This is a genomic window from Amycolatopsis sp. NPDC004747, assembly GCF_053601335.1.
In genome coordinates this window covers 1-12,489 of the sequence record NZ_JBSGBQ010000012.1, presented here as the reverse complement: position 1 = coordinate 12,489, position 12,489 = coordinate 1, and the positions used below count along the sequence as shown (strand labels likewise).

Below are 12,489 nucleotides of genomic sequence, written 5' to 3'. Positions count from 1 at the left end.
TCGAAGGCGACCGGAAGAAGCGGCCTGCAGACACCGGGAGCTCTGACCACCACTCGCCGAAGCACCTCAGGGAGGGGAGCAGTGCAGCACCACAGGTCAGTCCGGCACGGCGGCGGCCGCGCGGGCGGCGAGCACCTTCAGGTGCGCGATCAGCTCCGGCGGTTCCTCGACGACGAACCCGCATCCCAGCCCCAGCAGCCGGAAGGCGAGCCAGTCCAGCGTGTCCGCGTGGCTGCGCCACCGGCACCGGCCGTCGCCGAGGTCGGTCAGCTCGCCCGTCGCCTGGCCGAGGCGGGGTGCGATCCGCGAGGCCGGCTCCTCGAGGACGGCCACCGCCCGGTACGACGCCGCCAGGTCGTAGAACCGGTCGATCACGTAGGCGGCCAGGTCCGTCGCCGGCGGCTCGCGCCGTGCCACCCGGCCGCCGGTTGCCTGGGCGTCGCGGACGCGGTCGACGCGGAATACGCGCCAGTCCGCCCGGTCGAGGTCGTAGGCCACCAGGTACCAGCGGCGGCCCGCCGCGACCAGCCGCAACGGCTCGGCCCGGCGGCGGGTCTCGGCGGCGTCGTGGGCGCGGTAGCGGAACCGGACGGTCTCGTGGTTGGTGATCGCCCCGGCGAACACCGTCAGCTGCGCCGGGTCGACGACCGGTCCGGTGGCCGGCACGGCGACCGTCGCCGTGCCGATCGTGCCCACCCGGCGGCGCAGCCGCGCCGGCAGGACCTGCTCCAGCTTGGCGAGCGCCCGCACGGACGCCTCCTCGATGCCGGAGACGGACTGCCCCGCGGCGGCCCGCAGCCCGACCGCGATCGCGACGGCTTCCTCGTCGTCGAGCACGAGCGGGGGCATCGCGGTGCCGGCGACCAGCCGGTAGCCGCCCGCCGTCCCGCGGCTGGCCTCCACCGGGTAGCCCAGGTCGCGGAGCCGCTCGATGTCGCGGCGGATGGTGCGCGGGCTGACGCCCAGGCGCTCGGCCAGTTCGCTTCCCGGCCACTCCCGGGGTGTCTGGAGCAGCGAAAGCAGGCCGAGCAAGCGGGCCGGGGTGTCCGTCATGGGCCCAGCTTCCCAAGGTGGCGGCCACCACTTCGAGTTTGTTTAGACTTGCAAGGGCGTGCATAATCATGCGTATGACGGTGAACATCGCGGTGGCCGGAGCCAGCGGGTACGCGGGCGGTGAGCTGCTGCGCCTGCTCCTGACCCACCCCGAGGTCGAGATCGGCGCGCTCACGGCCGCCAGCAGCGCGGGCACGAAGCTCGGCGTCCACCAGCCCCACCTCGTCCCCCTCGCCGACCGAGTGCTGGCCGAGACGACGCCGGAGACCCTCGCCGGCCACGACGTCGTCTTCCTCGCGCTGCCCCACGGGCACTCGGCGGCGATCGCGGCGCAGCTCGGCCCGGACGTCCTGGTGGTCGACCTCGGCGCCGACCACCGCCTGGCCGACGCCGGCGACTGGCAGCGCTGGTACGGCGGCGACCACGCCGGCCAGTGGCCGTACGGCCTGCCGGAGCTGCCCGGCGCCCGCGAGAAGCTCCTCGGCACCAAGCGCATCGCCGTGCCCGGCTGCTTCCCGACCGGCGGCTCGCTGGCCCTCGCGCCCGCGTTCGCCGCCGGCCTGATCGAGCCCGACGTCACGATCGTCGCGGTGACCGGGACCTCCGGCGCCGGCAAGAGCCTCAAGCCGAACCTGCTCGGCTCCGAGGTGATGGGCTCGGCGAGCGCGTACGGCGTCGGCGGCGCCCACCGCCACACCCCCGAGTTCGCGCAGAACCTCTCGGCCGTCGCGGGGGAGCGCGTCACCGTGTCCTTCACGCCGGTCCTGGCGCCGATGCCCCGCGGCATCCTCACCACGGCGAGCGCCCCGCTGAAGGACGGCGTCGACGAGGCCGCTGCCCGCGCGGCGTACGAAAAGGCCTACGACGCCGAGCCGTTCGTCCAGCTGCTGCCCGCCGGCGCCTGGCCGACGACGTCGGCGACGCTCGGCTCGAACAACACCCAGCTGCAGGTCACGGTCGACGCCGACGCGAAGCGCCTGGTCGTCGTCGCCGCGATCGACAACCTCACCAAGGGCACCGCAGGCGGTGCCGTCCAGTCGATGAACCTGGCCCTCGGCCTCCCGGAAACCACCGGGCTTTCCACCGTAGGAGTGGCACCGTGACCGTCACCGGCCCCCAGGGCTTCCGCGCCGCCGGCGTCGCCGCCGGGATCAAGGCCTCCGGCGCGCTCGACCTCACCCTGGTCGTCAACGACGGCCCGCTCGACGTCGCCGCCGGCGTGTTCACCCGCAACGTCATCAAGGCCGCGCCGGTGCTGTGGTCGCAGGAGGTCCTCAAGCAGCAGCGCCTCAAGGCCGTCGTCCTCAACTCGGGCGGCGCCAACGCGGCCACCGGGCCCGGCGGCTTCCAGGACACCCACGCCACGGCCGAGAAGGTCGCCGAGGTCCTGGAGGCCGGCGCGATCGAGGTCGCCGTCTGCTCCACCGGCCTGATCGGCGAGCGGCTGCCGATGGACGCGCTCCTGTCCGGAGTGGACACCGCCGTCAAGGCCCTCGACGCGAGCCCGGAAGCGAGCCTCAACGCGGCCAAGGGCGTGATGACCACCGACACGAAGCCGAAGCAAGCGTTTGCGAAGCACGACGACGGCTGGAGCGTCGGCGGCTTCGCCAAGGGCGCGGGCATGCTCGCGCCGAACCTCGCCACCATGCTCTCGGTCCTGACCACCGACGCCGTGGTGGACAAGGAAACCCTCGACCGGGCCCTGCGCGCGGCGACCCACGTCACCTTCGACCGGCTCGACGTCGACGGCGGCACGTCCACCAACGACACCGTCCTGGTCCTGGCGTCCGGCGCGAGCGGAGTCGAGCCCACGGAAGCGGAGCTCACCGAGCTGCTCACCGCCGTGAGCCACGACCTGGTGCTCCAGCTGCGCGCGGACTCCGAGGGTGCGACGAAGGACGTCGACGTCACCGTGCGCGGCGCGGCCACCGAAGCCGACGCGATCGCGGTCGCCCGCACGATCGCCGAGGACAACCTGGTCAAGACGGCGCTGTTCGGCTCCGACCCGAACTGGGGCCGGATCGCCATGGCGCTCGGCCGGGTGCCGGCCCGCATCGACCCGGAAGCCGTGTCGATCGCGATCAACGGCGTCACCCTGTTCGCCCAGGGCGTGCCGGCCGCCGACCGGTCCGAGGCGGACCTCACCGGCCGGGCCGTCGAAATCGTCGTCGACCTCGGCGTCGGCGCCGGCACGGCGACCATCTACACCACCGACCTTTCGCACGGTTACGTCGAAGAGAACAGCGCGTACTCCTCATGAACCAGGAGGCTCTGATTTCCGCGGACGAGCGACTCGCGACGGCGGCCGAAAAGGCCGGGGTGCTGATCGAAGCGCTGCCTTGGCTGCAGCGGTTCCACGGGGCCACCGTGGTGGTGAAGTACGGCGGCAACGCGATGATCGACGACCAGCTGAAGGCGGCCTTCGCCGAGGACATGGTGTTCCTCCGGCTGGCCGGCCTGCGCCCGGTCGTCGTGCACGGCGGCGGCCCGCAGATCACCGCGATGCTCAAGCGCCTCGGCGTCGAAGGCGAGTTCAAGGGCGGCCTGCGGGTCACCACGCCGGAGACGATGGACATCGTCCGGATGGTGCTCACCGGCCAGGTCAGCCGTGAGCTCGTCGGGCTGATCAACGCCCACGGGCCGTACGCGGTCGGCATCTCCGGCGAAGACGCCCGGCTGTTCACCGCCGAGCGCAAACAGGCCACTGTGGACGGTGAGCAGGTCGACATCGGGCTGGTCGGCGAGGTCGCCGAGGTCAACCCGGACGCGGTGCTGGACATCGTCAATGCCGGGCGCATCCCGGTCGTGTCCACGGTCGCCCCGGACGTCGAAGGCGTCGTGCACAACGTCAACGCCGACACGGCCGCGGGAGCGCTGGCGGCCGCGCTGGGCGCTGAAAAGCTCGTGGTGCTCACCGACGTCGAAGGCCTGTACGCGAACTGGCCCGACCGGTCGTCGCTGATCGACCGCGTCCGCGTCGACCGCCTGGAAACCATGCTGCCCGGCCTGGCCAGCGGCATGATCCCGAAGATGGAGGCGTGCGTGCGCGCCATCCGCGGCGGCGTGCGCCGGGCGCACGTGATCGACGGCCGCCTCGCCCATTCGGTGCTGCTGGAGGTCTTCACCTCGCGCGGCATCGGCACCATGGTCTTCCCCGAAACGGAGCTCCCGTGACCGACCTCACGTCCAATGTGGAGGGCCAGGAGCACTGGCAGTCCGCCCTCATGGACAACTACGGCACCCCGAAACTGACGCTGGTGCGCGGCGAGGGCGCGAAGGTGTGGGACGCCGACGGCAAGGAGTACGTCGACCTGGTCGGCGGCATCGCCGTCAACGCGCTCGGCCACGCGCACCCCGCCGTCGTCGAGGCCGTCACCGAGCAGATCAAGCGGCTCGGCCACACCTCGAACCTCTACGTCAACCCGGTGGCCGTCGAGCTCGCCGAGGCGCTGCTCGACGTGGCCGGCCTGACCGGCCACGGCAAGGTGCTGTTCGTCAACTCCGGCGCCGAGGCCAACGAAGCCGCGCTGAAGATCAGCCGGCTGACCGGGCGCACCAAGGTGGTCGCCGCCGAAGGCGCGTTCCACGGCCGGACCATGGGTGCGCTGACGCTCACCGGCCAGCCCGCCAAGCGCGACGCCTTCAAACCGCTGGTGCCCGGCGTGGAGCACGTGCCCTTCGGAGACGTCGCGGCGCTCAAGGCCGCCGTCGACACGGACACCGCGGCTGTCTTCCTGGAGCCGGTGCTCGGCGAGGCGGGCGTCATCCCGGCGCCGGACGGCTACCTGCAGGCCGCCCGCGAGATCACCAAGGCCACCGGCACGCTGCTGGTGCTCGACGAGGTGCAGACCGGCCTCGGCCGGCTCGGCACCTGGTTCGGCTACCAGCAGGCCGGCATCGTGCCGGACGTCATCACCCTGGCGAAGGGTCTCGGCGGCGGGCTGCCGCTGGGCGCGGTGATCGGCGTCGGCGCGGCGGGCGACCTGCTCAAGCCCGGGCAGCACGGCACCACCTTCGGCGGCAACCCGGTCTGCTGCGCGGCCGGCCTGGCCGTGCTGAAGACCATCGCCGCCGACGGGCTCCTCGACCACGTCGCCTCGCTGGGCAAGGACATCGCGGCGGGCGTCGAGGCGCTGGGGCACCCGCTCGTCGCCGGGGTCCGCGGCGCCGGGCTGCTGCTCGGCATCGCGCTCAAACAGCCCGTCTCGGCGGTGGTCGCCCAGGCCGCCCAGGACGCCGGCTACCTCGTCAACCCGGTCGCGCCGGACGCCATCCGGCTCGCGCCCCCGCTCGTCCTCGACGGCGAGCAGGCCGAAGGCTTCCTCGCCGCCCTCCCGAACGTGCTCGACTCCACCACGAAGGACTCCGACTGATGCTGCGCCACTTCCTCCGCGACGACGACGTCAGTCCGGCCGAGCAGAAGGCCATCCTCGACCTCGCCGACGCGCTCAAGGCCGACCCGCTGGGCAACAAGACCCTGGCCGGCAAGTCGGTCACGGCGATCTTCGAGAAGAACTCGACGCGGACCCGGTTCTCGTTCGAGGTCGGCATCAGCCAGCTCGGCGGCCACCCGGTGATCGTCGACGGCCGGTCGATGCAGCTCGGCCGCGAAGAGACGATCGAGGACACTTCGCGGGTCCTCTCGCGGTACGTCGACGGGATCGTGTGGCGCACCTTCGCGCAGAAGCGCATCGAAGCGATGGCGTCGGCCGCGTCGATCCCGGTGGTCAACGCGCTGACCGACGAGTTCCACCCGTGCCAGGTGCTCACCGACCTGATGACCATCCGCGAGCGCAAGGGCAAGCTCGAGGGCCTCACCCTCGTCTACCTCGGCGACGGTGCCAACAACATGGCGCACTCGCTGCTGCTCGGCGGGGTCACCGCCGGGATGCACGTCCGGGTCGTCTCGCCGGTCGGCTTCCAGCCCGACCAGGGCGTGATGCTGGACGCGAAGAAGCGCGCGAGCGAAACCGGCGGCACGGCCACCGTCTTCACCGATCCGTACGCGGCGGTCGACGGCGCGGACGTCCTCGTCACCGACACCTGGACGTCGATGGGGCAGGAGAACGACGGCCTCGACCGGGTGGGCCCGTTCCGCGCCCTGCAGGTCAACACCGAGCTGCTGAAGAAGGCCGCGGACGACGCGATCGTGCTGCACTGCCTGCCCGCGCACCGCGGCTGGGAGATCACCGACGAGGTGATCGACGGCCCGGCCAGCGCGGTCTGGGACGAGGCGGAGAACCGCCTGCACGCCCAGAAGGCGCTGCTCGTCTGGCTGTTCGAGGAGAGCAGGCGATGACCGGCAGCCGGGTGGGCAGGCAGGCGCGGATCACCGAGCTCGTGTCCACCATGACCATCCGCAGCCAGACCGAGCTGGCCAAGCTGCTGGCCGCCGAAGGCATCGAGGTCACCCAGGCGACGCTGTCGCGCGACCTCGACGAGCTGGGCGCGGTCAAGCTGCGCGGGCCGGACTCGGGCGCGCCGGTCTACGTCATCCCCGAGGACGGCAGCCCGGTCCGCGGGGTGCAGGGTGGCACGTCCCGGCTTTCCCGGCTGCTCGCGGAGCTGATGGTCTCGGCCGACTCATCGGGCAACCTGATGGTGCTGCGGACCCCGCCCGGCGCCGCGCAGTTCCTGGCCAGCGCGATCGACCGGGCCGCGCTCGAAGAGGTCGTCGGCTCGATCGCGGGTGACGACACCGTCGCCGTGATCGCCCGGGAACCGCTGACGGGCAAGGAACTCGCCGAGCGGTTCGCCGCGCTCGCCCAGCGATCGGCGGACGAAGGAACACCATGATCGGCGACATCTTCCCGGCCGAGGGGGAGTTCCTCGCGCCGGACGAGGTCGTGATCACCTTCGACCACGGGATCCCGGTGGCGATCGACGGCGAGACCGTCTCGGTCGCCGAAGCGCATCGGATGCTGAACGCGCGTGGCGAAGCGCAGAGAATCGGTCGCGGCGAAGCGTGCGCCGCACTCGAACGGCGGACCGGCCGCGGATGTGCCAGTGTCCGCCTGGTCCTGTACGACGGCCGGATCACGGTCGCCTGAACACACGAACACCGAGGAGAAACGAGAACAGTGAGCGGGAACGAGCAGCCGGTGCAGCTGTGGGGCGGCCGGTTCGCCAGCGGTCCGGCGGAGGCCATGGCCGCGCTGAGCGCGTCGACGCACTTCGACTGGCGCCTGGCGCCCTACGACATCGCCGGGTCCCGCGCGCACGCCCGCGTGCTGCGCAAGGCAGGCCTGCTCACCGAAGACGAGCTCGCCGGCATGCTGGCCGCGCTGGACACGCTCGCCCAGGACGTGGCGTCGGGGGAGTTCACCCCGACGATCGCCGACGAGGACGTGCACACGGCCCTCGAGCGCGGCCTGCTCGAGCGCGCGGGCACCGAGCTCGGCGGCAAGCTGCGCGCCGGCCGCTCGCGCAACGACCAGGTCGCCACGCTGTTCCGGATGTGGCTGCGCGACGCCGCCCGCCGCGTCGTCGCCGGCACGCTGGAGGTCATCGACGCGCTGGTGTCGCAGGCCAAGCGGCACCCGGACGCGATCCTGCCCGGCCGCACGCACCTGCAGCACGCCCAGCCGGTGCTGCTGGCCCACCACCTGATGGCCCACGGCCAGGCGCTGCTGCGGGACGTCTCGCGCCTGCAGGACTGGGACGCCCGCACGGCCGAGTCGCCGTACGGCTCGGGTGCGCTCGCCGGCTCGTCGCTCGGTCTCGACCCCGAGGCCGTCGCCGAGGAGCTGGGCTTTGCCACCAGCGTCGAGAACTCCATCGACGGTACTGCTTCGCGGGACTTCGTCGCGGAGTTCGCCTTCGCCGTCGCGATGCTCGCGGTGAACCTGTCCCGGATCGCCGAAGAGGTGATCATCTGGAACACCGCCGAGTTCGGCTACGTGACGCTGGACGACGCCTGGGCCACCGGCAGCTCGATCATGCCGCAGAAGAAGAACCCGGACGTCGCGGAGCTGACCCGCGGCAAGGCGGGCCGGCTGATCGGCAACCTCACCGGCCTGCTGGCCACCCTCAAGGCGCAGCCGCTGGCCTACAACCGCGACCTGCAGGAGGACAAGGAGCCGGTGTTCGACTCGGTCGAGCAGCTGGAGCTCCTGTTCCCGGCGATCGCCGGCATGCTCGAAACGCTCACCTTCCACACCGACCGGCTCGCCGAGCTGGCCCCGGCGGGCTTCACCCTGGCCACGGACATCGCCGAGTGGCTGGTGCGCCAGGGCGTCCCGTTCCGCGTCGCGCACGAAGCGGCGGGCGAGAGCGTCCGCGTCGCCGAGGCCCGCGGCGTCGGCCTGGACGAGCTGACCGACGAAGAGTTCGAGAAGATCAACCCGGCGCTGACGCCCGCCGTGCGCGAAGTCCTCACCGTCGAAGGCTCGGTGAACTCCCGCGACGCCCGGGGCGGCACGGCGCCCGTCCGGGTGGCGGAACAGCGAGCGCGGCTGGAAGAGCGCGTCACCGCGGCCCGCCAGTGGCTCAACTGAGCCGGGTTTTCCGGAGCTTGGCCCGGACGGCCCGCGTGGCCACCGGGCCGAGCCCGTCCAGGACGTCGACGAGCACGGCCAGCTGCTCCAGCGCGGCGACGGCCTGCTCGGCGCCGTCGGGATCGACCGTGTCGAACAGCGTCAGCCCGAGGAACCCGGTGGACACGGCGTGGGCCAGCCCGTCGGGATCGGCGAGCTCGGCCAGCGGCGAGCCGGCGAGCACGCGTTCGAGCGCCATGCGGACCTCGGTGATCCACTTGTCCAGGCCTTCCCGGGTCGCTTCGGCGAGCCGTTCGCTGCCCTGTGCCCCGGCGAGGGTCTGGGCGAGGAGGGCCAGGTTGCCTTTCGCGCGTTCCGCGGTGCGGATCTCCCGGCCCAGCGTCAGCAGCTCGCCGACCGTGGCCACGGCGGCGAACCGGTCACGGTAGAGCGCGACGCGGGCTTCCGTCGCGGAGACGCACGCCTGCGCGACGAGCTCTTCGACGCTGCCGAAGTGGTAGAAGACGAGCGCCTGGTTCGCGCCCGCGGCACTGGCGACCGACCGGGCGGAGACGGCGGTGATGCCCTGCTGCCGGACGACTTCCAGCACGCCGTCCACGAGCCGCTGCTTCGTGTCCTGCGAACTGGAGTTCCGGCCGGTGCCCATCAGTCCACGACCTTCTCACGAAGTGGCTTGACCGCCCCGCTCACCCCTCCGCCGACGTCCACGTCCTTCGCGCGCGGGCGGGTCCGGTCGCAGCGGGCGGCCGAGGGCTCGGTCAGGAGCTGTTCCTCGGGTGGCATCCCGGTCTCGAGCCAGATCCGCAGCCGGTCGAACGACCAGGCCGTCATCCAGCCGAACAGCGGGCGGAACAGCCGGTCTGCCGCACGCCCGAAGCGTCCCCAGCGGGTGCCGTAGTCGAAGCCGGTGACGAACCGGACGCCGTCACCGACCGGCGTGTAGTGCCAGAACTCGGTGCCCGCGCTGATCAGCGACAGCGGGTGGGCGGAGGCGAACCGCAGCACCGAGATGCGCGAGCCGCCGGGCCTGGTGCTCGACGGCGCGCTCACCCCGACGCCGGTGACCGTCACCCCGAGAAACCTCGAGGCGTGCCGGCCGTCGCACCCGGTGAGCGGGCTGATGTCGGCGAAGCGCAGGTCCCAGCGTCGGTGCAGGTCCGGGTCCTGCGTGTGCCGCCACAGCGTGTCCAGGTCCGTGCGGATCAGCGTCTCGGCGTAGAGCGCTTTCGGCTGCATCTCTCGGTTCCCCCTCAGGGTTTGAGCGACCGCTCAAAACGACTGTAGAGAAGTTTGAGCGATCGCTCAAGGGTTAGGGTGATCGCGCCAGGCAGCCGAGGAAAGGACCCCGTTTGAGCGGCGACGCAGGCCGGTTGTTCACCCGCGACGAACTCGCGCTCGACCCGGTCGACCTGGCCCACCTGCTGCTCGGCGCGGTCCTGGAGGCCGACGGTCCGGACGGCACCGTCGGCGTCCGGCTGGTCGAGGTGGAGGCCTACCGCGGCGAGGACGACCCGGCGTCGCACTGCTACCGCGGCCAGACCCCGCGCAACGCCGTCATGTGGGGCCCAGCCGGTCATCTGTACGTGTACTTCGTCTACGGGATGCACTTCTGCGCGAACATCGTCGGCTCGACCGACGGCGTCGCCGGGGCGGTGCTGCTGCGGGCGGGCGAGGTCGTCACCGGCCTCGACGTCGTCCGCAGGCGGCGGCCGAACGCGCGGGGGACCGGCGAGCTCGCCAAGGGCCCGGCGATCCTGACGTCGGTGCTGCGCATCGACCGCGCCGAGAACGGCGTCGACCTGACCGACCCGGCCTCGTCGGTCCGGCTGTACGTGGGCGAGCGGGTTCCTGCCGAGCGGATCCGCAGCGGCCCGCGCGTCGGCGTCGCGATGGCGATGGACACCCCGTGGCGGTTCTGGGACGGCGCGTCGCCTGCCGTGTCCACCTACCGGCGCGGCGGGAAGCGGCGGGTCCGACCCGCCAGTTAGTCGGTTGACCTGGTGCGGGAGGATCTACAGGCGTGAGCGAACACATCCTCGACGAGCTGTCCTGGCGCGGCCTGATCGCGCAGTCCACCGACATCGACGCCCTCCGGCGCGAGCTCGACCAGGGTCCCGTGACGCTCTATTGCGGCTTCGACCCGACCGCACCCAGCCTGCACGCCGGCAACCTGGTCCCGCTGCTCATGCTCAAGCGGTTCCAGCGCGCCGGGCACCGGCCGATCGTGCTGGCCGGCGGCGCGACCGGGATGATCGGCGACCCGCGTGACACCGGCGAGCGCACGCTGAACACCCTCGACGTCGTGGCCGAGTGGGCCGGGCGCATCCGCGGCCAGCTCGAACGGTTCGTCGACTTCGACGACTCGGCGACGGGCGCGATCGTGGAAAACAACCTGAACTGGACCGGGCAGCAGACGTCCCTGGAGTTCCTGCGCGACGTCGGGAAGCACTTCTCGATCAACGTCATGCTCAACCGGGAGACGGTCAAGCGCCGGCTCGAGGGCGACGGCATGTCGTACACCGAGTTCAGCTACCTGCTCCTGCAGTCGCAGGACTACCTGCAGCTGCACCGCCAGTACGGCTGCAAGCTGCAGGTCGGCGGGTCCGACCAGTGGGGCAACCTGGTCGGCGGGGTCGACCTGATCCGGCGGACCGACGGCGCGAGCGTGCACGCGCTGACCGCGCCGCTGGTCACCGACGCCGAGGGCCGCAAGTTCGGCAAGTCCACCGGCGGCGGGAACCTCTGGCTCGACCCCGAGATGACCTCGCCGTACGCCTGGTACCAGTACTTCGTCAATGTGGGTGACGCCGACGTCGTCCGATACCTGCGGATGTTCACGTTCCTCGGTCAGGAGGAGATCGCCGCGCTGGCCGAGGACACCGAACAGCGTCCCCACCTGCGGGCCGCGCAGAAGCGACTGGCGGAAGAGTTCACCACGCTGGTGCACGGCGAGGAGCAGACCCGCCAGGTGATCAACGCCAGCCAGGCGCTCTTCGGCCGCGGCGAGCTCGGTGACCTGGACGAACGCACCCTCGACGCGGCGATGGCCGAGGTGCCCAACGGCAAGGTCGACCCGGCGGCCGAGCCGACGATCGTCGACCTGCTGCTCGCCGGCGGACTGGTGGACAGCAAGGGCGCCGCGCGCCGCACCCTCAAGGAGGGCGGCGCGTACGTCAACAACGTGAAGATCGCGGACGAGGAGTGGAAGCCGGCCCGCGAGGACGCCCTCCACGGCAAGTGGCTCGTCGTCCGCAGGGGCAAGCGGAACGTCGCCGGCGTCGCGCTCGGCGGCTGATCGGCCCCCGGTGGCCCGAAACAGGCCTCTGACCTGCGGGAACGCGGTTAAGGTACCCCCCCCTGTTTCGGGCCTCTGGAGGGGGTGTAAAGTTCTCCAAGTCGCCAGGGAAACCGGGTGGCCGCCGGGACACGAACCAAGCTCTCGCGGAAAGCGATTGAGTGGGTGTCCCACCAAAAACTGCTAGGAATGACTCGCTTCGAGCGAGCCGCTTGATCGCGGCGAGGTCGGGGTGTGTTGCTTGAGAACTCAACAGTGTGCTAGTGAACTAAGCCAGTAGAGCTTATATGAAACCCCCTCGTCGGGGTTTCCTTTGAGAGCAATACATTTGCCTCGATTGAATTCGAAGACATTGTTGGAGAGTTTGATCCTGGCTCAGGACGAACGCTGGCGGCGTGCTTAACACATGCAAGTCGAACGCTGAACCACCTTCGGGTGGGGATGAGTGGCGAACGGGTGAGTAACACGTGGGTAATCTGCCCTGCACTCTGGGATAAGCCTTGGAAACGAGGTCTAATACCGGATATCACTTCCCTGGGCATCCAGGGTTGTTGAAAGTTCTGGCGGTGCAGGATGAACCCGCGGCCTATCAGCTTGTTGGTGGGGTAGTGGCCTACCAAGGCGACGACGGGTAGCCGGCCTGAG

13 protein-coding genes and 1 rRNA gene are annotated in these 12,489 nt (G+C 71.3%); 11 read left to right on the top strand and 3 right to left on the bottom strand.

The genetic code is table 11. The features are described 5' to 3' along the window. Window positions 1–96: 96 nt before the first annotated feature. A complete protein-coding gene (locus ACWEGE_RS20535; RefSeq protein WP_449662042.1) occupies window positions 97–1,053 on the bottom strand; it encodes a helix-turn-helix transcriptional regulator in 957 nt (318 codons plus the stop codon). A gap of 74 nt (window positions 1,054–1,127) precedes the next feature. Between ACWEGE_RS20535 and argC the strand changes: the two genes are divergently transcribed. The 8 genes from argC to argH are packed head-to-tail and all read left to right on the top strand — an operon-like array spanning window position 1,128 to window position 8,549. Further along, on the top strand, window positions 1,128–2,156 hold the full coding sequence (gene argC / locus ACWEGE_RS20530) for an N-acetyl-gamma-glutamyl-phosphate reductase (RefSeq protein ID WP_449662041.1): 1,029 nt from the start codon (window positions 1,128–1,130) through the stop codon (window positions 2,154–2,156). Continuing rightward, entirely contained in the window at window positions 2,153–3,313 is a 1,161-nt protein-coding gene (argJ, locus tag ACWEGE_RS20525; RefSeq protein ID WP_449662040.1) for a bifunctional glutamate N-acetyltransferase/amino-acid acetyltransferase ArgJ, read from the top strand. Before argC ends, argJ begins: the two co-directional genes overlap by 4 nt. Next, window positions 3,310–4,227 (top strand): acetylglutamate kinase, encoded by a 918-nt coding sequence (argB, locus tag ACWEGE_RS20520; protein WP_449662039.1) that lies wholly within the window; start codon window positions 3,310–3,312, stop codon window positions 4,225–4,227. The genes argJ and argB overlap by 4 nt, the downstream gene beginning before the upstream one ends. After that, entirely contained in the window at window positions 4,224–5,426 is a 1,203-nt protein-coding gene (locus ACWEGE_RS20515) for an acetylornithine transaminase (RefSeq protein ID WP_449662038.1), read from the top strand. Before argB ends, ACWEGE_RS20515 begins: the two co-directional genes overlap by 4 nt. Then, window positions 5,426–6,352: an ornithine carbamoyltransferase gene (argF, locus tag ACWEGE_RS20510; RefSeq protein ID WP_449662037.1), complete on the top strand. Its 927-nt coding sequence runs from the start codon at window positions 5,426–5,428 to the stop codon at window positions 6,350–6,352. Before ACWEGE_RS20515 ends, argF begins: the two co-directional genes overlap by 1 nt. Continuing rightward, complete coding sequence (locus ACWEGE_RS20505; protein WP_176171294.1) at window positions 6,349–6,849, top strand: arginine repressor; 501 nt, start codon at window positions 6,349–6,351, stop codon at window positions 6,847–6,849. Before argF ends, ACWEGE_RS20505 begins: the two co-directional genes overlap by 4 nt. After that, complete coding sequence (locus ACWEGE_RS20500; RefSeq protein WP_449662036.1) at window positions 6,846–7,103, top strand: argininosuccinate synthase; 258 nt, start codon at window positions 6,846–6,848, stop codon at window positions 7,101–7,103. The genes ACWEGE_RS20505 and ACWEGE_RS20500 overlap by 4 nt, the downstream gene beginning before the upstream one ends. A gap of 30 nt (window positions 7,104–7,133) precedes the next feature. Continuing rightward, window positions 7,134–8,549: an argininosuccinate lyase gene (argH, locus tag ACWEGE_RS20495; RefSeq protein WP_449662035.1), complete on the top strand. Its 1,416-nt coding sequence runs from the start codon at window positions 7,134–7,136 to the stop codon at window positions 8,547–8,549. On the opposite strand, the gene ACWEGE_RS20490 is transcribed toward argH, so the two are convergent. Together ACWEGE_RS20490 and ACWEGE_RS20485 are read right to left on the bottom strand one after the other, a co-directional pair. Beyond that, complete coding sequence (locus ACWEGE_RS20490; protein ID WP_449662034.1) at window positions 8,542–9,195, bottom strand: TetR/AcrR family transcriptional regulator; 654 nt, start codon at window positions 9,193–9,195, stop codon at window positions 8,542–8,544. The genes argH and ACWEGE_RS20490 overlap by 8 nt on opposite strands. Continuing rightward, window positions 9,195–9,785, bottom strand: coding sequence for a hypothetical protein (locus ACWEGE_RS20485; RefSeq protein WP_449662033.1), 591 nt, complete (start codon window positions 9,783–9,785; stop codon window positions 9,195–9,197). Before ACWEGE_RS20485 ends, ACWEGE_RS20490 begins: the two co-directional genes overlap by 1 nt. Before the next feature lie 113 nt (window positions 9,786–9,898). On the opposite strand from ACWEGE_RS20485, the gene ACWEGE_RS20480 reads away from it, so the two are divergent. The 3 genes from ACWEGE_RS20480 to ACWEGE_RS20470 all read left to right on the top strand — a co-directional run. Then, window positions 9,899–10,537: a DNA-3-methyladenine glycosylase gene (locus ACWEGE_RS20480; RefSeq protein ID WP_449662032.1), complete on the top strand. Its 639-nt coding sequence runs from the start codon at window positions 9,899–9,901 to the stop codon at window positions 10,535–10,537. Between the two features lie 32 nt (window positions 10,538–10,569). After that, window positions 10,570–11,844, top strand: coding sequence for a tyrosine--tRNA ligase (gene tyrS / locus ACWEGE_RS20475; protein WP_449662031.1), 1,275 nt, complete (start codon window positions 10,570–10,572; stop codon window positions 11,842–11,844). Between the two features lie 352 nt (window positions 11,845–12,196). Next, a 16S ribosomal RNA gene (locus ACWEGE_RS20470) occupies window positions 12,197–12,489 on the top strand; the annotation flags it as partial.

Bases quoted from the DNA above. Each gene is read 5' to 3' on its own strand.
- ACWEGE_RS20535 (WP_449662042.1), bottom strand. From the start codon at position 1,053: ATGACGGACACCCCGGCCCGCTTGCTCGGCCTGCTTTCGCTGCTCCAG.
- argC (WP_449662041.1), top strand. From the start codon at position 1,128: ATGACGGTGAACATCGCGGTGGCCGGAGCCAGCGGGTACGCGGGCGGT.
- argB (WP_449662039.1), top strand. From the start codon at position 3,310: ATGAACCAGGAGGCTCTGATTTCCGCGGACGAGCGACTCGCGACGGCG.
- argF (WP_449662037.1), top strand. From the start codon at position 5,426: ATGCTGCGCCACTTCCTCCGCGACGACGACGTCAGTCCGGCCGAGCAG.
- ACWEGE_RS20505 (WP_176171294.1), top strand. From the start codon at position 6,349: ATGACCGGCAGCCGGGTGGGCAGGCAGGCGCGGATCACCGAGCTCGTG.
- ACWEGE_RS20500 (WP_449662036.1), top strand. From the start codon at position 6,846: ATGATCGGCGACATCTTCCCGGCCGAGGGGGAGTTCCTCGCGCCGGAC.
- ACWEGE_RS20490 (WP_449662034.1), bottom strand. From the start codon at position 9,195: ATGGGCACCGGCCGGAACTCCAGTTCGCAGGACACGAAGCAGCGGCTC.
- ACWEGE_RS20485 (WP_449662033.1), bottom strand. From the start codon at position 9,785: ATGCAGCCGAAAGCGCTCTACGCCGAGACGCTGATCCGCACGGACCTG.